The organism is Caldimonas taiwanensis NBRC 104434, assembly GCF_001592165.1.
Taxonomy (GTDB): domain Bacteria; phylum Pseudomonadota; class Gammaproteobacteria; order Burkholderiales; family Burkholderiaceae_C; genus Caldimonas; species Caldimonas manganoxidans.
On record NZ_BCWK01000001.1, the window covers coordinates 76942 to 101154 of the forward strand.

The following is a 24213-nucleotide window of genomic DNA, read 5'->3' on the forward strand; positions in this document are numbered from 1 at the left end:
GCCGGGTGGCCGCGCTCGTCGGGCGGCTCAGGCCGCGCGCTCTGGCGCGGGGGTGTCGCCGCCGAATCCCTTGAACCGCCCCTTCTTCAAGTGGATGAGCAGCAGGGAGATGGCCGCTGGCGTCACGCCGGAGATGCGCGAGGCCTGGCCCAGGGTTTCCGGGCGGTATTTGTTCAGCTTTTGGCGCACCTCGTGGCTCAAGGCCGTGACTTGGGAATAGTCCAGATCGGCGGGCAGCTTGAGGTGCTCGTAGGCCAGGGCGCGCTGCACTTCTTCGTTCTGCTTGTCGATGTAGCCGGCGTACTTGATGCTGATCTCGACCTGCTCGATCACGGCATCGGCCAGCGTGGCGCCCAGTTCGGCGCGCAGCGTTTCACGTGAAACACCGGCCTCGGGCTTGGCGAGGGCGGCCACCGCGGCCACGGTGTCGAAGTTCACGCCAGGGCGGCGCAGCAGGTCGGCCAGGCTGTACTCATGCTCCAGGGCCTTGCCGATGAGCCGCTCGGCCTCGGCTGCGGGCAGGATGTGAGGATGCACCCAGGTGGACTTCAGGCGCTCTGTTTCACGTGAAACCGCGTCGCGCTTGCGGTTGAAGGCGTCCCAACGGGCATCGTCCACCAAGCCCAACTGGCGGCCGATCTCGGTCAAGCGCAGGTCAGCATTGTCCTCGCGCAGCTGCAGGCGAAACTCGGCCCGGCTGGTGAACATGCGGTAGGGTTCGGAGACGCCTTTGGTGATGAGGTCGTCCACCAGCACGCCGAGGTAGGCCTGGTCTCGCCGGGGCACCCAGGGCTCGCGGTCTTGGGCTTGCAATGCGGCATTGACCCCAGCGAACAGGCCCTGAGCGGCGGCTTCTTCGTAGCCGGTGGTGCCGTTGATTTGGCCGGCGAAGAACAGCCCGCGGATGGCCCGGGTTTCGAAGTTGGGTTTCAACTCCCGCGGGTCGAAGTAGTCGTACTCGATGGCATAGCCCGGCCGCAGGATGTGGGCCTGCTCCAGGCCCGGCATCGAGCGCACCGCGGCGAGCTGGATGTCGAACGGCAGCGAGGTGGAAATGCCGTTGGGGTAAAACTCGTTGGTCGTGAGCCCTTCGGGTTCCAGGAAGATCTGGTGCGAGCTTTTGTCGGCGAAGCGGTTGATCTTGTCCTCGATGCTGGGGCAATAGCGTGGCCCCACGCCTTCGATGCGGCCGGTGAACATCGGACTGCGGTCGAAGCCCGAACGGATGATCTCGTGGGTGCGCTCGTTGGTGTGGGTGATCCAGCAAGACACCTGGCGCGGATGCTGCGACGCGTCACCCATGAAGCTGAACACCGGCACGGGGTCGAGGTCCCCGGGCTGCTCGGTGAGCTTGGAAAAATCGATGCTGCGGCCGTCGATGCGCGGCGGGGTGCCGGTCTTCAGGCGTCCCTGCGGCAGCTTCAACTCCTTGAGGCGGGCCGACAGCGACACCGCGGGCGGATCCCCCGCACGACCGGCGGCATAGTGTTGCAAACCCACGTGAATGCGGCCGTCCAGGAAGGTGCCGGCCGTCAGCACGACCGTGCGCCCGCGAAAGCGAATGCCCACTTGCGTGACCGCGCCGACCACGCGGTCACCTTCGAGCATGAGGTCATCGACCGCTTGTTGGAAGAGCCACAAACGGGGCTGGTTCTCCAAACGGCGGCGAATGGCGGCTTTGTACAGCACACGGTCGGCCTGGGCGCGCGTGGCGCGCACGGCCGGCCCCTTGGAGCTGTTGAGGATGCGGAACTGGATGCCCGCCTCATCGGTGGCTGCGGCCATCGCGCCGCCCAGGGCGTCGATTTCCTTGACCAGATGGCCTTTGCCAATGCCCCCGATGGACGGGTTGCAGCTCATCTGGCCCAGCGTCTCGATGTTGTGGGTGAGCAGCAGCGTGGCGCAGCCCATGCGGGCGGCCGCCAATGCCGCTTCGGTGCCGGCGTGGCCGCCACCGACGACGATGACGTCGAATTCCTGGGGGTAGAGCATGGGAGGTCTCCGCGGCATGGCCTGCGTCGGGCCTGCATCACAGAGCGCAATGCCGATCGCGCAGGCAAACCCTTCATTGTAGGCGGCGCGATACATCCTTGCCCCGCGCAGGGTCGAATTCCTGGGGGGCTCCCGGGGAGGCCGCAGGCGGCCTTTCCCCCTGAAGGGGGATTCCCGGGAAAACCCGGGTGACCGTGGAGCGGGGACGCCGAGAATGTAGCGCTTTACGGTGCTGCGGGCCCGCAGGCCCGAAGAATCATGACATCGCCACCGTCGAGTGCGACACCGTCGCTGAACCGGCACACCCTGGCGCAATGGCCGGTGGAGGCGGCCGAGTTGGCACGGGCTTGGCGTCTGTTGTACGACACGCAGGCGCCGCGTTTGCCCTGGAGCCAGCGTTGGCTGGCGTTGTCGTCCTTGTTCCCGGCGCGGCCGTCGGCCTGGCTGCTGGCCTTGGACGCGCGGCTGAGCGCCCTGGACCAGCAAGTACGCCGCCTGGGCCTGGTGCTGAACGAAGCCGCGTTTGCGGCCGCGGCGCGGGCCCCGTTGCTGCTGCAAGAAGACGCCTATTCGTTCCCGGCCGACACCCGATGGTGAAACCGCCGCGCGGCCGACCATGAGCCGCCCGCGGAGCGGCGGCTCGCTTCAGCGCTGGGCCGTGCCGAGCACGCGCGCTTGCACCGGGAAGGCCGGGGCGCTGCCGTCCTTGGCCTGCCCGGCGTAGATCGTCAGGTGCGGGTAGGGGATTTCGATGCCGGCCTCATCGAAGGCCTTCTTCAGCCGACGCAGATACTCCCGGCGCACCGACCACTGCTCGATCGGCACGCAACGCAGGCGGCAGCGGATCACCACGGCCGAATCGGCCCATTGATCCACCCCGGCCATTTCCAAGTCACCCAGGATGCGCGGGCCATAGGTGTCGTCGCGCCGCATTTGTTGGGCCACTTCGTGCATCAGGGCCATCACTTGATCGACGTCTTCCCGATAGGCCACGCCGATGTCCATCACGGCATTGGCGTAGCCGAAGGTCATGTTGGTGACGACCGAGATGCTGCCATTGGGGATGAAATGCACATTGCCCGCATAGTCGCGCAGTTGCACGAAGCGCAGCGTCACCTGTTCGACCACGCCGGAGTGGTCGCCGAGTTGGACCACGTCCCCTTGGCGGATCTGGTTCTCCAAGAGAATGAAAAAGCCGGAGAAATAGTCCTTGACCAGCGTTTGTGCGCCAAAGCCGACGGCCAGACCGACCACGCCGGCAGCACCGAGGATGGGGGCCACGGAAATGCCCAACTCGGACAGGATGACCATGCTGGCCACCAGGGTGACCACCACGCTGACGATGTAGCGGAAGACGCGCCCCAGGGTTTCGGCGCGTTTGACCGCTTCGCGATCGTCGGTGCGCGCGGTCAGCCGCTGCCGAAACAGCCGGATGGTGCGGTGAAGCACTTTGACGACGATCCAAGCGACGAGGGCGATCAGGGTGACACGCACGGCGGTCATGGCAAAACCGCCAAGGCCATGCCAGAGGGCGAGGGCCTCGCTGATCCAATCGTCTTTCATGCGGGAGGACTCCTTTGTCGAAGCGTCGAAGCTCAGTCCCCGGCTTGCGCCAGGGTGTCGAGAAAGCGCCGCCGCCACCAGTGCACGTCGTGCTCGCGGATGCGCGCCAGCAGCGCCCGATGGCGGCGCTGGCGCTCTTCCAATGGCATGCGCAGGGCCTGTTGAATGGTTTCGGCCGTGCCATGCACGTCATAGGGGTTGACCAGCAGCGCTTCCTTCAATTGCTCGGCCGCGCCGGCAAAGCGTGAGAGCACGAGCACGCCGGGGTCGTCGGGGTTTTGCGCGGCGACGTATTCCTTGGCCACCAGGTTCATGCCGTCGCGCAGCGGCGTGACCAGGCCGACGTCGGCCGCGCGGCACAGGCCGGGTATGCGCTTGCGCGCCACGGTGCGGTGGATGTAGCGCACCGGCATCCAATCGAGGTCGCCGAAGTCGCCATTGATCGCTCCGCACAGGGCTTCGAGTTCGCGGCGGATGTCGGCGTAGGCATCGACGCTTTCGCGCGTGGGCGAGGCGATCTGGATCAGCGTGGCACTGTGCCGATTTTCGGGGTAATGCTGGAGAAGTTCGCGAAACGCGCGCACCCGATGAGGAATGCCTTTGGAGTAGTCGAGCCGGTCCACGCCGATGAGCAGGCGGCGGCGCGAATACTGCTCACGCATGGTCTGGTAGGTCTCGACCGCTTCGCGGCACTGGGCCAGTTGGGCGAACTCGTCCACATCGATGCCGATCGGAAAGGCCTGCGCGATCGTCGTGCGGCCGAAGGCGCGGTAACGATCGGCACCCAGCGCCTGGGCGTCGGCTTCGTTGCGCACGTAGCGCGCGAAGTGCTGCAGATCGATGTTGGACTGAAAGCCCACCACATCGTAGGCAAACAGTGCGCGAATCAGCCACTCATGCTGCGGGATGGCCGCCAGAATTTGCGGCGGCGGCAGCGGGATGTGCAGAAAAAAGCCGATCCGTTGGCTGCAGCCCATCGCGCGCAGCTCGGCCGCCAGCGGGATGAGATGGTAGTCGTGCACCCAGATCAGATCGTCGGGGCGCAGCAAGGTCATCAGCTTTTGAGCAAACAGCCGGTTGACGCGGCGGTAGCCGGCGATATGGCCGGCCTCGAAGTCGGCCAGATCGAGCCGGTAGTGGAAGACCGGCCAGAGCACACCGTTGCTATAGCCGAGGTAATAGCTGTCGTGATCGTCGGCAGACAGGTCGATCGTGGCCAAGGTGACGTTGCCGCTGCGCACCACGCGCACGGCGCCCAGCTCGGATTCGCCCGGCTCGACGACCTTGCCGCTCCAGCCGAACCACAGCCCGCCGGTGTCGTTGAGCGCTTCGCCCAAAGCCACCGCCAAGCCCCCGGCGGCGGGTTTGCGCGGGTCGGCCACGCGGTTGGACACCACGACCAGCCGGCTCATACCACGCTGTCCCAGGGCGCCGACAGCCGCACCGCGCCGTTGATGATGCCCACCATCGAATACGTCTGCGGGAAATTGCCCCACAACTCGCCGGTGCGCGCATCGGTGTCTTCCGACAGCAGCCCCAAGGGGTTGCGCGTGGCCAGCATCGCTTCGAAGATCTCGCGTGCCTGCGCGGTGCGGCCGATGCGCGCCAGCGCATCGATGCGCCAGAAGCTGCAAATGTTGAAGGCGGTTTCGGGCTTGCCGAAGTCGTCGGCGGCCTCGTAGCGGCGCATGTAGGGGCCATCGCACAGATGGCGCTCCAGGGCATCGACGGTGGCGATGAAGCGCGGGTCCCTGGGGTCGATGAAGTTGACCTCGGCCATCAGCAGCACGCTGGCGTCCAGATCGCGTCCGCCGAAGCTCTCGACGAAGGCTTGGCGCTGGTCGCTCCAGCTTTCGGCCAGGATGCGCTCGCGCAAGCGCTGGGCCTGTTGGGCCCAGTGGGCGGCGCGGTCGCCGAGCTGCAGTCGCCGCGCGATCTTGGCCAAGCGGTCGCAGGCCGCCCAGCACATCAGCGCCGAGGAGGTGTGGACGCGTGCACGGGTGCGCAGCTCCCACATGCCGGCATCGGGCTGGTCGAACACACGCACGGCTTGCTCGCCCACGGCTTGCAGATGATCGAATTCGGCCAGGCCGGGGCGATGCAGCAGGCGCTCGTCATGAAAGGCTTGTGCGGCCGCCAGCACCACGTTGCCATAGACATCGTGCTGGACATGCTCGGCCGCTTGGTTGCCCACGCGCACCGGACCCATGCCGCGATAGCCCGGCAGATGCTCCATCACGAACTCGGGCAGCTCGCGTTCCAGGCCCACGCCGAACAAGGGCTGGATGTGCCCGCCGCGCGCCTGCGCCACGACGTTGGACAGCCAGCGCAGGTAGTCTTCCAGCGTGCCCATCTCCGACAGGCTGTTGAGTGCGCGCACCACGAAAAAGGCATCGCGCAGCCAGCAATAGCGGTAGTCCCAGTTGCGGCCGCTGTGCGCAGCCTCGGGAATGCTGGTGGTCATCGCCGCGACGATGGCGCCGGTGTCTTCGAACAGCGACAGCTTCAGCGTGATGGCCGCGCGAATGACCGCATCCTGCCATTGCAGCGGGATGTGCAGCCGTTGGCTCCAGTGGCGCCAGTAGGCGGCCGTCTCTTGCTCGAAATGGCGCGCGGTGTCGCCGATGCCTTCGGCCAGGGTCTCGTCTGGGCCGAGCAGGAAGTTGTATTCACGGCTGACGACGAAGGGCTGCTGCGACAGCACGTAAGACAGGGGCGCGTCGGTGTTCAGCCGCAGCGTCAACGCATCGCCCACGAAGCGCAGATGATTGCTGCCCTGGGTGAGCGTGGGCGCGCGTCGGCCCCAATCGAAGCGCGGGTTCAGGCGGACGCGCAGGCGCGGCGCGCCGCTCAAGGGGCGCACGCGGCGCACCATGGTCATCGGCCGGAAAAAGCGGGAGCGCGAATGGAAGCGCGGCGCAAAGTCGATGATTTCCAGGCGCTGGCCCCGGGTGTCGGTGAGCACGGTGCGCAAAATCGCCGTGTTGGGCACATAGGCTTGTTCGGCCGAGGCGAAGTCCTCGAGCTCGAAGGCCCAGTCGCTGCCGCGCTCGGAGGGGTCGAGCAAGGCGTTGAACACCGGATCGCCATCGAAGCGCGGCAGGCAGCACCACACCACGCGGGCGCGTTCGTCGATCAGCGCGCTGTAGGTGCAGTTGCCGATGACGCCCAGGCGCAGCGACGGCGGGGCTGGTGGGGCAAAGCCTGTCATGCGGCGCTCCTTTCAACGCAGGAGGACAGCTGCTGCGACCACGCTGCCAGGGCACGATGGAGCTCGGCCGGGCTGGCCAGACGCTGGGGCGCGCAGCTCGGGCCCGCGCCGACCTTGCAGGCCTGGCCCCCCAGGCGCAGCACGGTGGCAAAGCCCGCCTCGTCGGTGACATCGTCACCCGCAAAGGCCGGCTCGCGCCCAGCAAAAGGCTTGTCGGACAAGAAGCGCTCGATCGCCAGCCCCTTGTGCACCCCAGCGGGCTTGACCTCGATCACGCACTTGCCGTGCAGCAACTCCAGCCCCGTGTCGGAGGCGATCGCCTCGGCCAGGCGCTGCCGGCAGGCCTCGGCCGCCTCGGGCGCATGGCGGTAGTGCACGGCCAGTGCCGCGGCCTTGTGTTCGAGCTGCAGGCCGGGGTGCTCGGCTTGCAAGGCGCGTGCGACCGCCTCGACCGCGCTCAAGTCGGGCGCCGCCAGCCGCCAACCGCGGCCGTCGGCTCCCCGGCCTTCGGCGCCATGCAGGCCGGCCACCGGCAGCAGCAAGGGGTGCAAGAAGGCATCGATGTCCTGCACGGGCCGGCCGGTGACGATGGCCAAGGCCCCCTCGAGCTGTCTGCGCAAGCGGTCCAGCAGCTCGATGAGCGCCGGCTCGACATGCACATCCTGCGGGCGCGAGGCCAGTTCGGCCAAGGTGCCGTCGAAATCCAGAAACAGGGCGAGCGGCCGCCCATTACATTGAGGCCAATGCATATCGGCCTCACGATAGCAGACTTTGCGGACGCGGTCCGTCAGTCGGGCGCCGACAAGGCGGCCGAGGGCGGCGGCTCAGGCGGTGCCGCGCAGCCGGGGGCGAACCGCCAGCATCGGGCCGTCGGGGCGCCGTGGCCGCTGGGCCTGCAGGTGGCAGTGCACGCATCCGAGCCAGTGACGGGCAGGGGCATTGGCCGATGAAGACGGCTGGGTCGGGGGCTCCAAGGGGTCCAAGCCAAAGTGAGCCCTGACTTTATTGGCCAGGCGGCGCCACAGAGGATGTCCCCAGTAGCGGTCGAAGAAATAAAAGGCCACGGTATTGGCCAAGGGCTCCAGCAAGCTGATCGCGCCGGCGATGGCCACGTCACCGGTGAGTGCATAGCCAATGCCAAAGGCGATGGACAAATGCATCAGTCCGAAACAGACGGTCTTGACCATGAGGAACTCCGTTGCGAATGCGTCTTATGAATAGTCTGGCGCTTTCGGAGTTCAAATTCCAATTGATCGAATCAATTTTGAGCATAGGGCGCGGCCCGCAGCTCCAAGGTGAAGGTGCTGCCTTGGCCGGGCTGGCTGTCCACGTGGATCTGCCCGCCCATCAGCCGGGCCAGCCCTTGGGACAGGGCCAGGCCCACGCCGGCGCCGTCGATGCGGCCGTGTTCGCGGCCCAGGCGATTGAAGGGCGTGAAGAGTTCGTCACGCCGCTCGGGCGGGATGCCCGGGCCGCTGTCGCGCACCGAGATGGCCACTCGCTCCCCTTGGTGGCCGGTGTGCACCCAGACCTCGCTGCCGGACGGGCTGTACTTGATGGCATTGCCCACCAGGTTGAGCAAGATCTGGCGCAAGCGTTGGCGGTCGCCTTGGACGCTCAGGCCGCTGGGGGCCGGCGCATGCAGGCCGATCTGAGCGGCGTCGGCCTGGGGGCGCAGCATGCTCAGGCATTCTTCGAGTACTTCGTCCAGCGGGATGGTGTCCTGGCGCACCAGCAGCGCGCCGGCCTCGATGCGGGTGAGGTCGAGCAAGTCGGTGATCATGCCCAGCAGATGCTGGCCGGCCGCATGGATGTGCTCCACCCATTGGCGCCGCGACGGCGGCAGGCTCAGGCTGGGGTCGTCACGCAGCAGCTGTGCAAAGCCCAGCACCGCATTGAGCGGGGTGCGCAGCTCATGGCTCATGTGCGACAAAAAGACCGTCTTGGCCCGGTTGGCCGCTTCGGCGGCGGCGCGGGCGCGGCGCATTTCTTCCATGCGCGCCAGTTCGTCCTGCAGGTGCTTGCGCTCGGTGATGTCGGTCAGAAAGCCGTGAAAGAGCACGCAGCCGTCGTCTTCCCGCTCGGGGCTGGAATGCCCCATGATCCAACGCACCGCGCCATCGGGACGCACGAAGCGGAACTCGTGCATCCACGGGGTGACGTTGCGGCTGGCTTCGAAGATCGAGGCCAGCAGGCCGGCTCGGTCGGCATCGTGCACGCGCGCGATGAGCCGCATGACATCGTCTTGGACCTCGGCCAGCGGCACGCCGAACAAGGATTCGAAGTTCTCGCTGGCGTAAGGAAAGCTCATGCGAGCATCGGGATGGAAGCGGAACTGGTAGAGCACCCCCGGGGCTTGGCGCGCCAGCTTGCGCAGCGTGGCCATGGCTTCTTCGGCGGCGGCTTGTTGTGCCAGCGTTGCGCTCATGTCGGTGACCACCCCCACGGCCCGGCGGGCGCGGCCGTCGGGATGGCGGTCGATCACTTTGCCGCGCATGAGCACCCAGCGGTAGCGACCATCGGCCGCGCGCAAGCGGTGCTGGCTGCGCATCATGGGGGTCCGTCCTTGCAGGTGGGCCACGATGGCCTGGTGGCAGGCGGCGCGGTCGTCGGGATGCACCAATGCCACCCAGTCACTCATGCGGGGCCCAACCTGGCCTTCGGCATACCCCAAGGCGGCCAAGCCCAGCGGGGAATAGGCCAGCCGATCGGCATCGAGGTCCCAATCCCACACGCCGTCGCCAGCGCTTTCCAAGGCGAATTGCCAGCGTGCCTCGCTCAGGCGCAAGGCCGCTTCGGCCTGCCGGCGGCCGGCTTCGGCGCGGGCGGCCGTCGTCAGTGCCGCGCAGGTGGTCAGCAGCGGCTGCAGGGCCTGGATCAGGCTCGGATCGTAGCCGCCAGGCCGGTTGGCCACGCCGACCATGCCCAGCAGCTCATCGCCGCGGAAGAAGGGCAGCCCCAGGAAGTTGTCCATCACGCGGTGCCCCGGCGGCAGCCCACCCGAGCGCGGATCGTGCCGCGGGTCGTTGGACAGCACCGGCTGGCCGCTTTGGATCACGCGCCCGAACAAGGAGTCGAGCGAGCGAAACACCAAGCGGCCCTGGCGATGCAGGGCCATCATCTGGCGCGAGGCTTCGTCCCAGGCGATGTCGGAGATGGCCAACATGCGCAAAGCCGGCGCGGTGCGGCCCGGCTCCTGCCAGACCTCGCCGATGAAGCCATATTCGCTGCCGGTGACGCGCAGCAACACACTCAGCAAGCCATCGAAGGCCCTGGGCAGATTGGCTTCTTCAATGAACTGCCGCTGCACCTGTCCAATGGCCGCCAGCAAGGCTTCGGCCGGCATCGGAGGGGTGGGGCAAGCGGGGGTGGAGCTCAAGGTGCGATGCGACGACAGCCAGCAGATCCAAAATGTAAAGCCGGCGCGCCGTCCTGGGGGCAGGGGCCGCCCTAGTCCCCCGCGGGGCGGGGGCGCTCGAGGTCCGGCGCATCGTGGGGTTGAGGCAGATCAAGCCCGGCGGCGGTGCTGCGCGCACACTGTGGCCCTGTGTGCATGCCACACCGCCAGCGGTGGGGCAAGGAGTTGCGAACATGAAAGCCAATGTGGGCGGGATCGACCGCATCGCGCGCATCGTTCTGGGGCTGGTGTTGGTCGCGCTGGCGGCCACCGGCACCGTGGGCCTTTGGGGCTACATCGGCGTGGTGCCGCTGCTGACCGGGCTGTTCCGGATGTGCCCGTTGTACAGCTTGCTGGGCCTGAGCACTTGCCCCTTGGACCGGCGCTGAAGCGCGCAGCCTGCGTGCCGGAGGCGGCCGCAGACAGGGTGACGTTGGCGCGGTGCTTGCTTGAGGGCGGGGGCAGTCTCTCGTTGCAGGAGTTTTCGCGTGAGCGCAAGCCCATCGGAAAGTGATCGTCTGGCCATCGCGGCGCACCTGCATGTGCTGTTGCGCCGCAAAGTGGGGCGGGTGACCGACCCCGAATGGATGGCGGCGAATTGGGACTATGCCCAGGAGATCATCCGTGTGTGCCGCCGGCAGCCCGATGAGGAGCTGCAGTCCTGGGCCGACAAGCTCGAGCGGGCGATGCAGCCACAGCGGCCGCGCGCCCTTGCCATGCCACCGCGGCCGGCCTGGGAGCGCCAGCCCGATGAGCCCTTGGCGCGATCGGCCCCCGAGGTCGTGCAGCAGCGCTACGTGGGCCGTCTGCGCTGAGGCGCTGCGGCCGGAGGCGATCGGCTTACACTGCGGCCCAGCACAGCCCTGCTGAGCGCCGTCCAGGCGGGGCTGCGTCAGAAGCGCGACCCTGTGCATGGCCGATTCCTTCGATCCCCGCCCCCGCGTGGGCCCTGTGATGCCGCGATGGCCCTGGCTGCATCGTCGGGCCGGCCTGTCCTTGGGGCAGGGGCTGGCGATGCTGTGGGTGTCGATCGCGGTGGTGGCCTTGACGTTGGCCTGGACCGTGTGGTCCTTGAGCCGTCAAGGGGCCGAGGCCTTGGTGCGCACCGCAGTGGTGCGTGTCGGCGCGGCCTGCGCGGAGATGGTGGCCGCGCAGGCGCGAGCTGCCCAGCTGTCGGTGGCCGACGCTCCTGCCGCCATGGAGGCGGCCATCGATCTGGCGCTGCGCGACATGCCCGGGGTGGAAGGGGGGCTGTGGCAGCGAGGGCGCGGGGTGGTGGCCTATGCGTTCCCCACGTATGACGGCTCGGGCATCAAGCGAGACGTGCCCGAGGCCGAGCGCGAGCGCATCGAGGCGTTGGCCGCACGGGCGCATGCCGCGGCGCAGGCCTTGACGGAGGTGCGTCCGGGCCTGCGCGAGACGGTGGTGTTGCATGCATGCCCAGATCAAGCGCCGCAGCCGACCATGGTGGGCTGGACGCTCAAGCGGGTGCCCACGGTGGCTGCCGAGGCCTTGGAGCATTTGACGTTCGCGCTGGGGTTGTTGCTCGGCTTCGTGGTGCTCAGCGGCGGCTGGCTGGGTTGGACGCTGACACGCTGGGGGCGCGGTTTGCAGACTTTGGAGCGCGCCTTGTCCACGCCGCCGCCGGCCGCGCCGCAGCCGTGGGTGCCGCCCACCGGGGTGCCGGAGCTGGATCGACTGGGGGCGGCGCTCAACGACCATGCCGTGCGTGCGCAGCGGGCCCGCGAGCAGGCCGAGCGGCTCAGCGCCGAGCTGGCCCAAGCCGCCCGGCTGGCGGCTTTGGGGCGCTTGTCGGCCGGGCTGGCCCATGAGATCCGCAACCCGCTGGCCACCATACGGCTGAAGGCGGAGAACGCGCTGTCGGCCCCCGCGCCGCTGGAGCGTGAACGCGCGCGCGGGGCCTTGCAGGCGGTCTTGGAGCAATCGGCCCGCATCGCATCCTTGGTGGACAGTTTGTTGACCCTGACGCAGCCGTTTCGGGTGCAACCGGAGCCGGTGGTCTTGCACGACTGGTTGCCCGCCCAGCTGCATCGTCATGCCGAGGCCGCGCAGCAGCGTGGCGTGAGTTTGACCTGCCGGCTAGAGCCGCCCTGGGATGGCGCCTCGGCGCCGCCCGTGTGCATCGATCCGGCGGCGCTGTCGCGCGCGCTGGACAATCTGTTGCTCAATGCCTTGGCGCACACGCCGGCCGGCGGGCATGTCGTGCTGCAGGCCCGCGGCGAGTCGGCCTGGCTGCATCTGTGCGTCCGCGATGACGGCCCGGGGGTGCCGGCGGACTTGCTGCCGCATTTGTTCGAGCCGTTTGCCACCGGGCGCGCCGGCGGCACCGGGCTGGGATTGGCCTTGGTGCGGGAGATCGCGCAGGCGCATGGCGGACGGGTCACTCACCAGCCGGTGCAGCCGCATGGGGCTTGTTTTTGCATCGAATTGCCATGGCGCGCATCCTGATCCTGGACGATGACGCGGGGTTTCGTGCTGGCTTGGCCGAGGCCTTGGGCGACTTGGGGCACGAGGCCGTGCCGGCGGCCACCGTGGCGCAGGCGCTGGCGCATCTGGCCGCGCAGGACGAGCTGGCCTTGGCTTTCGTGGATTTGCGCTTGCCCGATGAGGACGGCTTGAGCTTCTTGCGCCGCGCCGGTGAACTGGCTCCGCAGCTGCCTTGCGTGGTCTTGACCGCCCATGCCAGCGGTGCCAACACCATCGAGGCCATGCGATTGGGCGCTTTCGATCACCTGACCAAGCCTTTGGGGCGCCAAGATTTGCAGGAGGTGGTGCGTCGTGCCCTGGCGCAGCGCGCGGCCTTGGCGCAGACGCCGGCGACGGCCTTGCCGCCGGATGCCACGGCGCACGAGCTGGTGGGCAGCAGCGAGGCGATGCGTCGCGTGCTCAAGCGCATCGGCCAAGCCGCCGCCAGCGATGTCACCGTGCTGGTGCTGGGCGAGACCGGCACCGGCAAGGAGCTGGTGGCCCGCGCGCTGCATCGTCACAGCGAGCGCCGTGACGGGCCCTTCGTGGCCATCAATTGCGCGGCGGTGCCGGCCGAGCTGCTCGAAAGCGAGCTGTTCGGTCATGTCAAAGGGGCCTTCACCGGCGCCACGCAAGACCGCCTGGGGTGCTTCCGGCAGGCCGACGGCGGCACCTTGTTCCTCGACGAGATCGGCGACATGACGCTGGCCATGCAGGCCAAGATGCTGCGGGTGCTGCAGCAGCGGGAGGTCACGCCCGTGGGCGCGCACCACAGCCACCCGGTGGACGTGCGCGTGGTGGCCGCCACCCACCGTCCGTTGCACGAGATGGTCGCGCAGGGCCGGTTTCGCAGCGATTTGTGGTACCGGCTCAATGTGCTGAGCATCGAGTTGCCTCCGCTGCGCGAGCGCTTGGCCGATGTGGTGCTGCTGGCCGAGCATTTCTTGCGCGCCAGCGGCTCGGGCAAGCGGCTGTCGCCTGCGGCGGCGCGTGCCTTGCTGGGCCACCGTTGGCCAGGCAACGTGCGCGAGCTGCGCAATGCCATCGAGCGGGCCGTGGCGTTGACCAGTGGGCCGGTGATCGAACCGGCGGCCCTGGGGCTGGAGGCCGCGGCCGCCGCCGCGGGCGGCCCCAGCCTCGACATCGATTGGGACGGCCCGTTGGAGCCGGCGCTGGCCACCGTCGAGCGCATGATGCTGCAACGGGCCTTGGCCGCCGCCGGCGGCAACCGGGCCGAAGCCGCGCGTCGCCTGGGCCTGCACCGCCAACAGCTCTACCGCAAGCTGCAAGCCCACGGCTTGGACTGAGCCGCGCAGCGCGCCACTGTCACCACAGCGGACGCCGCAGGCGTCACATGGTGTGACGCTTGGCCCCGGAGGGTTGTAGCAAGTCTTTGATTTTCAAGAGAAAAATTTCTGGCACGGGGCTTGCCCAGGGTTTGACACCTCAGTTTCGCAACCCACTCATCGGAGGTGTCTTCCATGAAGTCTGCTCGACGAGTTCCTGCTTGGTTCTGTGGCCTGCTTGCGGTTGTGGGCGGCAGCTTGGCGGCCGGAGCGGCGGTGGCACGGCCGCCGCACCATGGGCCGGCGCCGCATCAGGCGGCCTGGCCGCCTGCCGGCGCGCCAGTGGCCGAGGCGGCAGTGCAGCGTTTGCTGGTCAACCCCTATGGCGATGTGGACGGCTTGCTGCTGACCGACGGTCGGGTGGTGCGCTTCCCGCCGCATTTGGGCCCACAGCTGGCCGAGGTGGCCGCGCCAGGACGCACGGTGCGCGTGTTCGGCCGGCCCCAGGCGCTGGGGCAGATCAAAGCCTATGCGGTCATCGATGCGGCCAGCGGGGCCAGCGTCATCGACCAGCCGCCGGCGTGGAACGAACGCCCCTTGCCGCGCCACCTGCGCGCCGCGCAGCTGCAGCCCTTGCAGACGGCCGGGCAAGTGACCACCGTGCTGACCGGAGCGCGTGGCGAAATCAACGGGGCCATCCTCGACAACGGCGACATCGTGCGTTTTCCGCCGCATGGACTGCTGCAGCCGCTGGCCGTGGGGCAGCGCTTGGCGGCTTCGGGTCTGGGCACGCGCAGCGCGCATGGCACGGCCTTGGAGGCGGTCCAGCTCGGCCCCAGCCTCGACGCGTTGCAACCTCTGTACGGGGGGCGCTGATGGTCGCCGCAACGCTGAGGCGTGGGCTGGGGTTGGCGCCGCTGCTGGCGCTGAGCGCGTGCGCCGGCCCCGCCGGCCTGTTCCCACCGCATGTGTGGGATTTGCTGGGCGGCTTGGTCGTGATCCTGGGCCTGCTGGCCGTGGGCTTGTGGTGGATGTCCAGCGATCAGCCGCTGAGCAGGCGTGGTGATCGACGCCGCCGGTTGGCGCTGGAGGAGCTGGATCGCCGCTATGCCGCCGGCGACATCGGGCGCGAGGAGTACCTGCAGCGCAAGCTGGACCTGCTCGACACCGACCTGCGCTGAGGCGCCAGGGCGGTCGCCCCAGGGTGTCGCTCGGGCATCGCCGCTGCGCGGACCGAATGCGTCGCGGGTGTGGTCAGACGCGACCAAGGCCCGGGCGTGCCCGGGCGCACGCGGCGCTGGGCTGCTCCACCGAAGCGCAAGCGGCCCTGGAGGCCGCTGCCCCGCGCCGCGCCGGTTGAAGTAAGCTGTGGCCACCATGCTCACTCCCGAACAATTCTTCGGCTTTCTGCTGGCCGCCGTCCTCATCACCGTGTCGCCGGGTCCGGACAATCTCATGGTGCTTGGCATGGGCATCAGCAAGGGGCGGCGCCACGGGGTGGCGTTTGGGCTGGGGTGTGCGCTGGGCTGCCTGAGTCACACGGCGCTGGCCGTCGTTGGCGTCAGCGCGGTGATCGCGGCCTCGCCCATGGCGTTTTCGGTGTTGAAGATCGTCGGCGGGCTGTATCTGATCTGGCTGGGCGTGCAGGCCTTGCGCAGTCGCGGCAGCGCGCAGGTCGTGCGCGATGGCCTGGGGGAGGCGTCGCTGCGGCGCTTGTTTTTCAAGGGCGTGTTCGCCAACGCCATCAATCCCAAGGTGGTGCTGTTCTTCCTGTCTTTCCTGCCGCAGTTCGTGCTGCCCGCGCGTGGCCACGTGGGCTGGCAAATGGCGCAGCTGGGGGTGGTCTTCACACTGCAGGCCGCGATTCTGTTTTCGCTGCTGGGACTGTTTTCGGGCGTCATCGGCCAGTGGCTGCACAAGACGCCGCGCATCGGTCTGTGGCTGGACCGCGTGGCCGGCGCCGTCTTCGTGGGCCTGGGGTTGCGGCTGATCGTCTCCCGCTGAGGGGGGGAGCCGTCGTCACCGAACGGACACATGGGCCGTTTATAATTCGATAATCATAGAAATATCGATGGGTTGCAGACCATGAGCATGTTTGCCCAGCGTGTGGGGATGCCCATCGAAGCGGTGGACGAAACGGTGGCGCTGCGCGCCCTGGGCGCCCTGGCCCAAGGTGCGCGGCTGCGCATCTTCCGCACCTTGGTGGGGGCCGGCCCCTCGGGCATGACCCCGGGTGATTTGGGCGCCGTGCTGGGCGTGACCGCCTCGACGCTGTCTTTTCACCTGAAGGAGCTGATGCACGCCGGCCTGGTCAGCCAGGAGCGCGACGGCCGCCATCTCATCTATCGCCCGCAGATCGCGCGCATGAACGGGCTGCTGGCTTACCTCACCCAGCATTGCTGTCAGGGCGCGGACTGCGGACTTGCGTCCGTGATGGCGCCGTCGGGCCGCGGCGGCGCTTCTTGTTGAGGCTTACCCGCACACATTCACACCATGAACGCATCCAGTCACAAGGTCTATCACGTGCTGTTCCTGTGCACCCACAATTCGGCCCGCTCGATCATGGCCGAGGGCTTGCTCAATCACCTGGGGGGCGGGCGCTTTCGCGCCTACTCGGCGGGCAGCCATCCGGCGGGCGCCATCCAACCCCTGGCGCTGCAGACGCTGGCCAAGATGCAGGTGGCTGTCGAGGGGTTTCGCAGCAAGGACTGGTCGGAATTCGCCCAGCCCGGCGCGCCGGTCATGGACTTCGTGATCACCGTGTGTGACCAGGCCGCCGGCGAGGTGTGTCCGGTGTGGCCGGGCCAGCCGATGACGGCTCACTGGGGCGTGCCCGATCCGTCGCGGGTGCAAGGCAGCGACGAGGACAAGGCGCGTGCCTATTGGGACGTCGCCACCGTCTTGAAGCGCCGTATCGAGTTGATGCTGGCCCTGCCGCTGGCCTCGCTCGACCGACTCGCCCTGCAGCGCGAGATCACCGACATCGGCCAGCGTTGAGTCTCACCATGGGAGTGTTCGAGCGTTACCTCACCGTGTGGGTCGGACTGGGCATCTTGGCCGGCGTGGGCCTGGGCTCGTTGGTGCCCGGCGTCTTCCAGCTCATCGCCGCGATGGAGTTCGCGCATGTCAATGGGGTGGTGGCCCTGTTCATCTGGATGATGATCTACCCGATGATGATCCAGATCGATTGGTCGGCGGTGCGTCAGGTCGGGCAGCGGCCCGGGGGCTTGGCGCTCACGCTGGTGGTGAACTGGCTCATCAAGCCGTTCACGATGGCAGGGCTGGCGGTGCTGTTCTTCGAGCATGTCTTCGCCCCCTGGGTCGATCCGTCATCGGCGCACCAGTACATCGCCGGAATGATCTTGCTGGGCGTAGCACCCTGCACGGCCATGGTGTTCGTCTGGAGCCAGCTGGTCAAAGGCGATGCCGCCTACACGCTGGTGCAGGTGTCGGTGAACGACCTCATCATGGTGGTGGCCTATGCCCCCATCGCGGCGTTCTTGCTCGGTGTGACCGAGCTGGCCGTGCCGTGGGAAACGCTGCTGCTGTCCACCGTGCTGTACGTGGTGCTGCCTTTGTTGGCCGGCATGGCCACGCGGCGTGTGTTGCAGCGCCGCTCGCCGCGGGCCGTCAGCGACTTCATGGAGCGGCTCAAGCCGGCCTCGATGGCCGGGCTGGTGGCCACCGTGGTGTTGTTGTTCGGCTTGCAGGCCGACACGCTGGTGTCGCAGCCCTTGGTGATCGCGATGATCGCGTTGCCGCTGGTGCTGCAGACCTATGGCATCTTCGCCGTGGCCTGGGTTGGCGCTCGACTGTTGCGCCTGCCGCATGCGATCGCCGGCCCGGCCTGCCTGATCGGCACCAGCAACTTCTTCGAGCTGGCCGTGGCCGTGGCCGTCTCGCTGTTCGGCCTGCATTCCGGCGCGGCCTTGGCCACGGTGGTGGGCGTGCTGGTCGAGGTGCCGGTGATGCTGTCGCTGGTCTGGTGGGTCAATCGCCGTCGCCGCGCATCGTTCGCGCCGGCGCATTGATCGGTCGGCTCTGCGGCGGGCGGTGAGCCCGGCGGCATGGCGCGCGCCGGCGGCATGCGGCGCGCCGGTGGCCTCGCGGCCGTTGCGCGTGTTCGGCAGACAATGCGGCCATGACAGCCTCGTCCTCACCTCCTGCGCAGGTGCCCTTCGGCGAAGCCTTGCGCTTTTGGCTCAAGCTGGGCTTCATCAGCTTTGGCGGACCGGCAGGGCAGATTGCCATCATGCACGGCGAGCTGGTCGAGCGCCGTCGCTGGATCAGCGAGAAGCGCTTCTTGCATGCATTGAACTATTGCATGCTGCTGCCCGGCCCCGAAGCTCAGCAGCTGGCTACCTACATCGGCTGGCTGATGCACCGCACCTGGGGCGGCCTCGTGGCGGGCACGCTGTTCGTGCTGCCCTCGCTGTTCATGTTGATCGCACTCGGCTGGGTCTCCCTGCGCTGGGGCCACCTGCCGGTGGTGGCGGGCCTGTTCTACGGCATCAAGCCGGCGGTGACGGCCATCGTGCTGCATGCGGCCTACCGCATCGGCAGCCGGGTGTTGAAGAACGGTTGGATGTGGGGGCTTGCGGCAGCGGCCTTCTTGGCCAGCTTCGCCGTTGGGGTGCCGTTTCCGGCCATCGTGATGGCCGCCGCCTTGGTCGGCTGGCTAGGCGCGCGGCGCTGGCCGGCGGTGTTCGTCCTGGGGGGCGGGCACGGCTTGGCCTCGCAGGACGAGCGGCCGGCCATGATCGATGACCACACGCCGGCGCCGCCGCATGTGCGCTTCTCGCGTGCCCGGTTGCTGAAGGTGCTGGCCGTCGGCGTGGGCCTGTGGGCGGCCGTGCTGGCCGTGCTCGTGGCCGCGCAGGGCTGGGACGGCATGCTCGTGCAGATGGGCTGGTTCTTCACCAAGGCCGCGCTGCTGACTTTCGGCGGCGCCTATGCCGTGCTGCCTTATGTGTACCAGGGGGCGGTGGAGCACTACCAATGGCTCAGCGGGCCGCAGATGATCGATGGGCTGGCCCTGGGCGAAAGCACGCCGGGTCCGCTCATCATGGTGGTGGCTTTCGTCGGTTTCGTGGGGGGCTGGCTGCAGCCGGCATGGGCGGGGCAGTCGCCTTTCTGGGGCGGGGTGGTGGCGGCCTCGGTGGCCACCTTCTTCACCTTCTTGCCGTCCTTTTTGTTCATTCTGGCCGGCGGGCCCATGGTGGAGGCCACGCATGGCAAGCTGGGGTTCACCGCGCCGTTGTCGGCCGTCACCGCCGCGGTGGTCGGCGTGATCCTGCAGCTGGCGCTGTTTTTCGCTTATCACGTGTTGTGGCCCCAGGGGTTCGAGGGCCGCTTCGATGTCGTCTCGGCGGTGATGACCGCGGGCGCGGCCGTGGCGCTGTTTCGCTTCGGGCTGGGGGTGATGCCGCTGCTGGGGGGCTGCGCCCTGGTCGGCCTTGCCGTCACGCTGGGGTGAGCGGGCCCGGCGACCCGAGCCTCAGGACCCAGAGGGCCGCGGATGTTCGAGCCCTTGCACGAGCGGCGCAGGCGGCGCCGTCGAGGGCACTGCGCGCGTGACCATCAGGTCGCGCAACGAGGCCAAGGCCAGGGCCAGGAAGGCCGCCGCGCAAAGCCGGTACGTGAGGCGCGCCCAGGCCGGCCCGGCGCGACGGAACAGACGGTCCACGATGGCTGCGCAGACGAAGCACCACAGCACCGACGAGGCCATGAAGCCGGCCAGGAACAGGCCATAGTCGGCCGCGGTCGGGTGTTCCACGCCGACGGCGCCCAGCGCGCTGCCCAGTGCGGCCCAGAAGGCGATGTTGTGGGGGTTGGTCAGTGAGAGAGTCATGCCCGAGCGCAGCGCGCGCGACGAGGGCGTGGGGGCGGCCGCTGCGGCGTCGAGCTGGAACTCCTGGCTGGCCGCGCGCCAGGCGTCCCAAGACAGCCAGACCAGATAGGCCACGCCGGCCACGCCGACGGGCCAGCGCAGGGCATCCACTTGCAGCAGCACACCGATGCCGGCCAGGCCCAGCACGGCCCAGGTGGCATCGCCCACCAGCGAGCCCACCTGCACGGCCAAGGCCGGGCGGAAGCCCCCGCGCACGCCTTGGCGCACGGTTTCGGCAAAAACGGCGCCGGGCGCGGCATTGAAGATCAGGCCCAGCACGAAGGCGGCAGTGAACAGGGCAAGCATCGTGCGATCTTAGCGGTGCGCCTCGGCGATCCACTGCGCGGCCCGCTCGGCGATCATCAACGTGGGCGCATTGGTGTTGCCGCTGGTGATGGTGGGCATCACGCTGGCATCCACCACGCGCAGGCCGTCCACGCCGCGCACGCGCAGCCGCGTATCGACCACGGCGCCGGGGTCGTCGGCCGCGCCCATGCGGCACGTGCCCACCGGGTGAAAGATGGTGGTGGCGATGTCGCCGGCCAGACGGGCGAGTTCCTCGTCGCTTTGGTACTGCATGCCAGGCTTGACTTCTTGGGGCTGGTACTTCGCCAGGGCCGGCTGCGCGACGATGCGCCGTGTCAGGCGCAGCGAGTCGGCGGCCACTTGGCGGTCTTCAGGCGTGGAGAGGTAATTCGGCATGATGCGGGGGGCGTCCTCGAAGCGCGGGGAGCGGATGCGCACCTGCCCGCGGCTGGTGGGGTTGAGGTTGCAGACACTGGCCGTGAAGGCATCGAAGCGGTGCAGCGGCTCGCCGAAGGCCTCCAGCGACAGCGGCTGCACGTGGTATTCCACATTGGGCCAGGTGTGCGCTGGCGACGAGCGGGTAAAGGCGCCCAGCTGCGAAGGCGCCATGCTCATCGGCCCGCTGCGCTTGAGGGCGTATTCCAGGCCGATGCGCAGGCGCCCCCTCAGTGAGTGGGCAAGCGTGTTCAACGTGGGCACGCCCCGCACCGCGTACACCGCGCGGATCTGCAAATGGTCTTGCAGGTTCTCGCCCACCCCTGGCAGCTCATGGCGCAACTCGATGCCGTGCTCGTGCAGCCAAGGCCCCGGGCCGATGCCCGACAGCTGCAGCAGTTGCGGCGAGCCGATGGCCCCGGCCGCCAGCAGCACCTCGCGCAAGGCCCGCACATGGTGCACGCCGTGGCGGGTGTGCACCTCCACGCCGCTGGCGCGCCACCGGCCGTCGTCGGCACGCGTGAGCAGCAGCCGGCTGGCCTGGGCATGCGTCCACACCGTCAGATTGGGACGGTCGAGCACCGGTCGCAGAAAAGCTTTGGTCGCGTTCCAGCGCCAGCCGCGGCGTTGGTTCACCTCGAAGTAGCCCACGCCTTCGTTGGTGCCGCGATTGAAATCGTCCGTGGCCGGAATGCCCGCCTGTTGCGCAGCCTGCGCGAAGGCGTCGAGCACCTCCCAGCGCAGGCGTTGCTTTTCCACCCGCCATTCGCCGCCGTGGCCGTGCAGCTGGCGAAAACCCGGGTTGCTGGGGTCGGGCTCGTCCAGGCGCCAATGGTCTTCATGCAGTTTGAAGAAGGGCAGGCAGACCTCCCAGCGCCAGGCCGGGTCGCCCGTGAGGCGGGCCCATCCGTCATAGTCGCGCGATTGACCGCGCATGTAGATCATGCCGTTGATGCTGGAGCAGCCGCCCAGCACCTTGCCGCGCGGGTAGCGCAGCCGGCGGCCATTGAGCCCGGCGTCGGGCTCGGTGTGGTACAGCCAATCGGTGCGCGGGTTGCCGATGCAATAGAGATAACCCACCGGAATGTGGATCCAGGGGTAGGTGTCGCGCCCGCCGGCTTCCAGGAGCAGGACCCGCTTGGAGGCATCGGCACTGAGCCGGTTGGCCAACAAGCAGCCGGCCGTGCCCGCGCCGACGATGACGTAGTCGAACGGCTGACTGTGCATCGCTTGCGACATCTCTTGCGCCCTCCACCTTCAAGTGCCAGTCTAGTGCCAGCCCCCGCCCGGGGAGCATCGGCCCGGCGGCGGAATCCTGACCTCATTGTTCACCATGCAGAACAATGAGCGCCCTCCTGGCGGAACGCCGCGGTGCGCGAGACAATGCGCCCTGCCATGTCCATGATTCCAGAGCTTCGCGTCTTGTGGCGCCCCCTCCTTGCGATGGCCGGCGTGATCGTGCTGTCCAACGTGCTGGTCCAGTTCGTCATCAACGACTGGCTCACCTGGGGCGCATTCACCTATCCGCTCATCTTCCTGGTCACCGATCTCACCAACCGGGCCGTGGGCCCCTCGGCGGCGCGCCGCGTGGTGGCCGTGGGCTTCGTGGTGGCCGTGGTCGTCTCGCTGTGGTTGGCCCCGTGGCGCATCGCGGTGGCCTCCGGGGCGGCCTTTTTGGTCTCGCAGGGCCTGGACATCGCCGTCTTCAACCGCTTGCGTCAGGCGAGCTGGTGGAAGGCACCGCTCATCGGCTCGCTGCTGGCCTCGGTGATCGACACGGCGATCTTCTTCTACATCGCCTTTGCCGGCAGCGAGTTCGATTGGTTGGCGCTTGGCGCGGGCGACCTCGCGATCAAGTGGCTCATGGCCGTGGTGCTGCTGGCCCCGTACCGCGCCATGCTGCCCCGCTTGCAGGCTTGGGTGCCGACGGCGCGTTGATCAGGCGGCGCCGAGCGTGTTCGAAGGCCTCGTGCGTGCTCAGGAAAATCTGGCCTTCCAGGGCGTGCCCCAGGGGCGTGTGTCGCAGACGGTCCATCACCGGGCCCTTCACTTCGGACAAGGCCAGCGTGATCCCACGCCGCGCCAGGCTGCGCTGCAATTCGGTGAGCATGCCCAGGCCGGTGGTGTCGATCTGATTGACCGCCGGGCACACCAGCAATACCTGGCGGATCTCGGGCTGGGCCGCCAGATGGGCCTCGATGCGGTCCTCGATCACTGCGGCATTGGCGAAGTACAGGCTTTCATCCACCCGCAGCGCCAGCAGGCCCGGCACCGTCTCCACCTGGTGGCGCTCGACATTGCGGAAGTGCTGCGTGCCAGGCACGCGGCCCACGACCGCGATGTGCGGATGGCTGCTGCGCCACACCAGCACCCCCAGCGAGCAGGCCACGCCGATGGCGATGCCGGCCTCCACACCGAGCGCGATCACGCCGAAGGCCGTGGCCAGCAGGGACAGTGCGTCGCCGCGGTCGTAACGCCAGGCATCGCGCAGCGTGCGCGTGTCGATCAAGGCGGTCACGGCCACGATGATGGTGGCGGCCAGAACGGCCTTGGGCAAGTGATAGAACACGTCGGTGAAGGCGGCCACCACCACGGCCATCAGCACGGCGGAAATCACGCCGGCCAAGGGCGTGCGGGCGCCGGCGGCAAAGTTCACGACCGAACGTGCAAAGCCGCCCGTGACCGGATAGCCGCCGGACAAGGCGCTGGCCACATTGGCCGCGCCCAGGCCCAGCAGCTCGCGATTGGGGTGGATGCGCTCTTGCCGCTTCAGCGCCAGCGACTGCGCGACCGAGACGCTTTCGACGAATCCGACCAAGGCAATCAACAAGGCCGGCAGCAGCAGCGCACCCACCGTGTCCAGGTTGGGCAGCGGCAGCGTCAGCGACGGCAGCCCCTGGGGCACGGCCCCCACGATGCGCACCCCGGCCGTGCGGGACAGATCCAGCAGGGCGACCAAGGCCGTGGAGATCAATACCGCCGCCATCGGGGCGAGTTTGCTCAGCAGCTCGGCCACCGCCGGCGGCACGCCCAGCCGCGTCAAGGCGGGCGCGAGATGGCGGCGCGCCAGCCAGAGACACAGCACACTGCCGGCGCCCAGCGCCAGGGTGACCGGTTGGGTCTGGGGCAGGGCCGTGAGCAGGCCATGCAAGGTGTCCCACACGCCATGGGCCGGGACATTCAAACCCAGCAGAGACGGCAGCTGACCGACGCTGATCACGATGGCCGAACCGCTGATGAAGCCGCTGATGACCGGGTGGCTGAGCAGATGCGCGACGAAGCCCAGGCGCAGCGCGCCAAAGACCAGCAGCATCACCCCGGACAGCAGGGCCAGCTGCATGGCCAGCGACACATACTCGGGCGAGCCGGCAGTGGCCAGCGGTTGCAAGGCACTGGCCGTCATCAGCGAGGCCACGGCCACCGGGCCGACGGCCAGCGTCATGCTCGAGCCGATCAGGGCGTAGGCCACCAGCGGCAACAAGCTGGCGTACAGACCCACTTGCGGCGGCAGGCCGGCGAGCATGGCATAGGCCAGGCTCTGCGGAATCAGCATCACCGTGACGATCAGGCCGGCCGTCAGATCGCCAGCCAGCCATGGGCGGCGATAGTGTCGCAGCCACTGCGGCAGCACGTGCATTGCCATCTC

At 68.3% G+C, this 24213-nt stretch carries 23 protein-coding genes; 13 read left to right on the forward strand and 10 right to left on the reverse strand.

Going from position 1 to position 24213, the window contains the following annotated elements:
- Positions 1-27: 27 nt before the first annotated feature.
- A complete protein-coding gene (gene mnmG, locus CTA01S_RS00425; RefSeq protein ID WP_019561282.1) occupies positions 28-1992 on the reverse strand; it encodes a tRNA uridine-5-carboxymethylaminomethyl(34) synthesis enzyme MnmG in 1965 nt (654 codons plus the stop codon).
- 258 nt (positions 1993-2250) lie between these two features.
- Between mnmG and CTA01S_RS00430 the strand changes: the two genes are divergently transcribed.
- Positions 2251-2589 carry a hypothetical protein gene (locus tag CTA01S_RS00430; RefSeq protein ID WP_157451260.1) on the forward strand — a complete coding sequence of 113 codons (339 nt, stop codon included), beginning with the start codon at positions 2251-2253 and terminating at the stop codon, positions 2587-2589.
- Positions 2590-2637: 48 nt separating this feature from the next.
- Here CTA01S_RS00430 and CTA01S_RS00435 read toward each other — a convergent pair whose 3' ends face one another.
- The 6 genes from CTA01S_RS00435 to CTA01S_RS00460 all read right to left on the reverse strand — a co-directional run bounded on the left by CTA01S_RS00435 (position 2638) and on the right by CTA01S_RS00460 (position 10145).
- Positions 2638-3555, reverse strand: coding sequence for a mechanosensitive ion channel family protein (locus CTA01S_RS00435; RefSeq protein WP_062190977.1), 918 nt, complete (start codon positions 3553-3555; stop codon positions 2638-2640).
- A gap of 32 nt (positions 3556-3587) precedes the next feature.
- Entirely contained in the window at positions 3588-4967 is a 1380-nt protein-coding gene (gene otsA, locus CTA01S_RS00440; protein WP_062190980.1) for an alpha,alpha-trehalose-phosphate synthase (UDP-forming), read from the reverse strand.
- Positions 4964-6766: a glycoside hydrolase family 15 protein gene (locus CTA01S_RS00445; RefSeq protein WP_062190983.1), complete on the reverse strand. Its 1803-nt coding sequence runs from the start codon at positions 6764-6766 to the stop codon at positions 4964-4966. Before CTA01S_RS00445 ends, otsA begins: the two co-directional genes overlap by 4 nt.
- Positions 6763-7515 carry a trehalose-phosphatase gene (gene otsB, locus CTA01S_RS00450; protein WP_019561287.1) on the reverse strand — a complete coding sequence of 251 codons (753 nt, stop codon included), beginning with the start codon at positions 7513-7515 and terminating at the stop codon, positions 6763-6765. Before otsB ends, CTA01S_RS00445 begins: the two co-directional genes overlap by 4 nt.
- A 75-nt stretch (positions 7516-7590) precedes the next feature.
- The gene (locus CTA01S_RS16995; RefSeq protein ID WP_062190985.1) at positions 7591-7953 is read right to left on the reverse strand and encodes a DUF2061 domain-containing protein; all 363 of its coding nucleotides are present in this window, start codon (positions 7951-7953) and stop codon (positions 7591-7593) included.
- Positions 7954-8024: 71 nt separating this feature from the next.
- Positions 8025-10145, reverse strand: coding sequence for a sensor histidine kinase (locus tag CTA01S_RS00460; protein WP_157451261.1), 2121 nt, complete (start codon positions 10143-10145; stop codon positions 8025-8027).
- A gap of 212 nt (positions 10146-10357) precedes the next feature.
- Here CTA01S_RS00460 and CTA01S_RS00465 point away from each other — a divergent pair, with 212 nt between their 5' ends.
- From CTA01S_RS00465 to chrA, 11 genes are all read left to right on the forward strand, one after another.
- On the forward strand, positions 10358-10552 hold the full coding sequence (locus CTA01S_RS00465) for a YgaP family membrane protein (protein ID WP_062190992.1): 195 nt from the start codon (positions 10358-10360) through the stop codon (positions 10550-10552).
- Positions 10553-10651: 99 nt separating this feature from the next.
- Positions 10652-10978, forward strand: a complete 327-nt coding sequence (locus CTA01S_RS00470; protein ID WP_019561516.1) for a hypothetical protein — start codon at positions 10652-10654, stop codon at positions 10976-10978.
- A 97-nt stretch (positions 10979-11075) separates the two neighbouring features.
- The gene (locus CTA01S_RS00475; protein ID WP_157451262.1) at positions 11076-12632 is read left to right on the forward strand and encodes a sensor histidine kinase; all 1557 of its coding nucleotides are present in this window, start codon (positions 11076-11078) and stop codon (positions 12630-12632) included.
- Positions 12617-13957: a sigma-54-dependent transcriptional regulator gene (locus tag CTA01S_RS00480; protein WP_062190995.1), complete on the forward strand. Its 1341-nt coding sequence runs from the start codon at positions 12617-12619 to the stop codon at positions 13955-13957. The genes CTA01S_RS00475 and CTA01S_RS00480 overlap by 16 nt, the downstream gene beginning before the upstream one ends.
- A gap of 174 nt (positions 13958-14131) precedes the next feature.
- Positions 14132-14812 (forward strand): hypothetical protein, encoded by a 681-nt coding sequence (locus CTA01S_RS00485; RefSeq protein WP_062190997.1) that lies wholly within the window; start codon positions 14132-14134, stop codon positions 14810-14812.
- On the forward strand, positions 14812-15117 hold the full coding sequence (locus tag CTA01S_RS16700; RefSeq protein ID WP_019561512.1) for an SHOCT domain-containing protein: 306 nt from the start codon (positions 14812-14814) through the stop codon (positions 15115-15117). The genes CTA01S_RS00485 and CTA01S_RS16700 overlap by 1 nt, the downstream gene beginning before the upstream one ends.
- Before the next feature lie 196 nt (positions 15118-15313).
- Positions 15314-15940 (forward strand): LysE family translocator, encoded by a 627-nt coding sequence (locus CTA01S_RS00495; RefSeq protein ID WP_062191435.1) that lies wholly within the window; start codon positions 15314-15316, stop codon positions 15938-15940.
- An 87-nt stretch (positions 15941-16027) separates the two neighbouring features.
- Positions 16028-16405, forward strand: a complete 378-nt coding sequence (locus CTA01S_RS00500; protein ID WP_019561510.1) for an ArsR/SmtB family transcription factor — start codon at positions 16028-16030, stop codon at positions 16403-16405.
- A 24-nt stretch (positions 16406-16429) separates the two neighbouring features.
- Complete coding sequence (locus tag CTA01S_RS00505) at positions 16430-16933, forward strand: arsenate reductase ArsC (protein WP_062191000.1); 504 nt, start codon at positions 16430-16432, stop codon at positions 16931-16933.
- Between the two features lie 8 nt (positions 16934-16941).
- Positions 16942-17967 (forward strand): ACR3 family arsenite efflux transporter, encoded by a 1026-nt coding sequence (gene arsB / locus CTA01S_RS00510; RefSeq protein WP_062191003.1) that lies wholly within the window; start codon positions 16942-16944, stop codon positions 17965-17967.
- A gap of 110 nt (positions 17968-18077) precedes the next feature.
- Positions 18078-19412, forward strand: a complete 1335-nt coding sequence (gene chrA, locus CTA01S_RS00515; protein WP_019561507.1) for a chromate efflux transporter — start codon at positions 18078-18080, stop codon at positions 19410-19412.
- A gap of 21 nt (positions 19413-19433) precedes the next feature.
- Here the strand turns inward: chrA and CTA01S_RS00520 are convergent, their stop codons facing one another.
- Positions 19434-20132, reverse strand: coding sequence for a LysE family transporter (locus tag CTA01S_RS00520; RefSeq protein ID WP_062191007.1), 699 nt, complete (start codon positions 20130-20132; stop codon positions 19434-19436).
- Between the two features lie 9 nt (positions 20133-20141).
- Positions 20142-21794: a GMC family oxidoreductase gene (locus CTA01S_RS00525; RefSeq protein ID WP_062191437.1), complete on the reverse strand. Its 1653-nt coding sequence runs from the start codon at positions 21792-21794 to the stop codon at positions 20142-20144.
- Positions 21795-21962: 168 nt separating this feature from the next.
- Here CTA01S_RS00525 and CTA01S_RS00530 point away from each other — a divergent pair, with 168 nt between their 5' ends.
- Complete coding sequence (locus tag CTA01S_RS00530) at positions 21963-22505, forward strand: queuosine precursor transporter (RefSeq protein WP_062191010.1); 543 nt, start codon at positions 21963-21965, stop codon at positions 22503-22505.
- Here CTA01S_RS00530 and CTA01S_RS00535 read toward each other — a convergent pair.
- Positions 22429-24210: a SulP family inorganic anion transporter gene (locus CTA01S_RS00535; RefSeq protein WP_062191013.1), complete on the reverse strand. Its 1782-nt coding sequence runs from the start codon at positions 24208-24210 to the stop codon at positions 22429-22431. The genes CTA01S_RS00530 and CTA01S_RS00535 overlap by 77 nt on opposite strands.
- Positions 24211-24213 lie beyond the last annotated feature (3 nt).

Coding starts and splice junctions, on each gene's coding strand:
- CTA01S_RS00475 (WP_157451262.1), top strand. CDS start 11,076: ATGGCCGATTCCTTCGATCCCCGCCCCCGCGTGGGCCCTGTGATGCCG.
- mnmG (WP_019561282.1), bottom strand. CDS start 1,992: ATGCTCTACCCCCAGGAATTCGACGTCATCGTCGTCGGTGGCGGCCAC.
- CTA01S_RS00485 (WP_062190997.1), top strand. CDS start 14,132: ATGAAGTCTGCTCGACGAGTTCCTGCTTGGTTCTGTGGCCTGCTTGCG.
- CTA01S_RS00500 (WP_019561510.1), top strand. CDS start 16,028: ATGTTTGCCCAGCGTGTGGGGATGCCCATCGAAGCGGTGGACGAAACG.
- CTA01S_RS16700 (WP_019561512.1), top strand. CDS start 14,812: ATGGTCGCCGCAACGCTGAGGCGTGGGCTGGGGTTGGCGCCGCTGCTG.
- CTA01S_RS00445 (WP_062190983.1), bottom strand. CDS start 6,766: ATGACAGGCTTTGCCCCACCAGCCCCGCCGTCGCTGCGCCTGGGCGTC.
- CTA01S_RS00495 (WP_062191435.1), top strand. CDS start 15,314: ATGCTCACTCCCGAACAATTCTTCGGCTTTCTGCTGGCCGCCGTCCTC.
- CTA01S_RS16995 (WP_062190985.1), bottom strand. CDS start 7,953: ATGGTCAAGACCGTCTGTTTCGGACTGATGCATTTGTCCATCGCCTTT.
- otsB (WP_019561287.1), bottom strand. CDS start 7,515: ATGCATTGGCCTCAATGTAATGGGCGGCCGCTCGCCCTGTTTCTGGAT.
- otsA (WP_062190980.1), bottom strand. CDS start 4,967: ATGAGCCGGCTGGTCGTGGTGTCCAACCGCGTGGCCGACCCGCGCAAA.
- CTA01S_RS00525 (WP_062191437.1), bottom strand. CDS start 21,794: ATGCACAGTCAGCCGTTCGACTACGTCATCGTCGGCGCGGGCACGGCC.
- chrA (WP_019561507.1), top strand. CDS start 18,078: ATGACAGCCTCGTCCTCACCTCCTGCGCAGGTGCCCTTCGGCGAAGCC.
- CTA01S_RS00435 (WP_062190977.1), bottom strand. CDS start 3,555: ATGAAAGACGATTGGATCAGCGAGGCCCTCGCCCTCTGGCATGGCCTT.
- CTA01S_RS00520 (WP_062191007.1), bottom strand. CDS start 20,132: ATGCTTGCCCTGTTCACTGCCGCCTTCGTGCTGGGCCTGATCTTCAAT.
- CTA01S_RS00465 (WP_062190992.1), top strand. CDS start 10,358: ATGAAAGCCAATGTGGGCGGGATCGACCGCATCGCGCGCATCGTTCTG.
- CTA01S_RS00430 (WP_157451260.1), top strand. CDS start 2,251: ATGACATCGCCACCGTCGAGTGCGACACCGTCGCTGAACCGGCACACC.
- arsB (WP_062191003.1), top strand. CDS start 16,942: ATGGGAGTGTTCGAGCGTTACCTCACCGTGTGGGTCGGACTGGGCATC.
- CTA01S_RS00530 (WP_062191010.1), top strand. CDS start 21,963: ATGTCCATGATTCCAGAGCTTCGCGTCTTGTGGCGCCCCCTCCTTGCG.
- CTA01S_RS00480 (WP_062190995.1), top strand. CDS start 12,617: ATGGCGCGCATCCTGATCCTGGACGATGACGCGGGGTTTCGTGCTGGC.
- CTA01S_RS00505 (WP_062191000.1), top strand. CDS start 16,430: ATGAACGCATCCAGTCACAAGGTCTATCACGTGCTGTTCCTGTGCACC.
- CTA01S_RS00535 (WP_062191013.1), bottom strand. CDS start 24,210: ATGGCAATGCACGTGCTGCCGCAGTGGCTGCGACACTATCGCCGCCCA.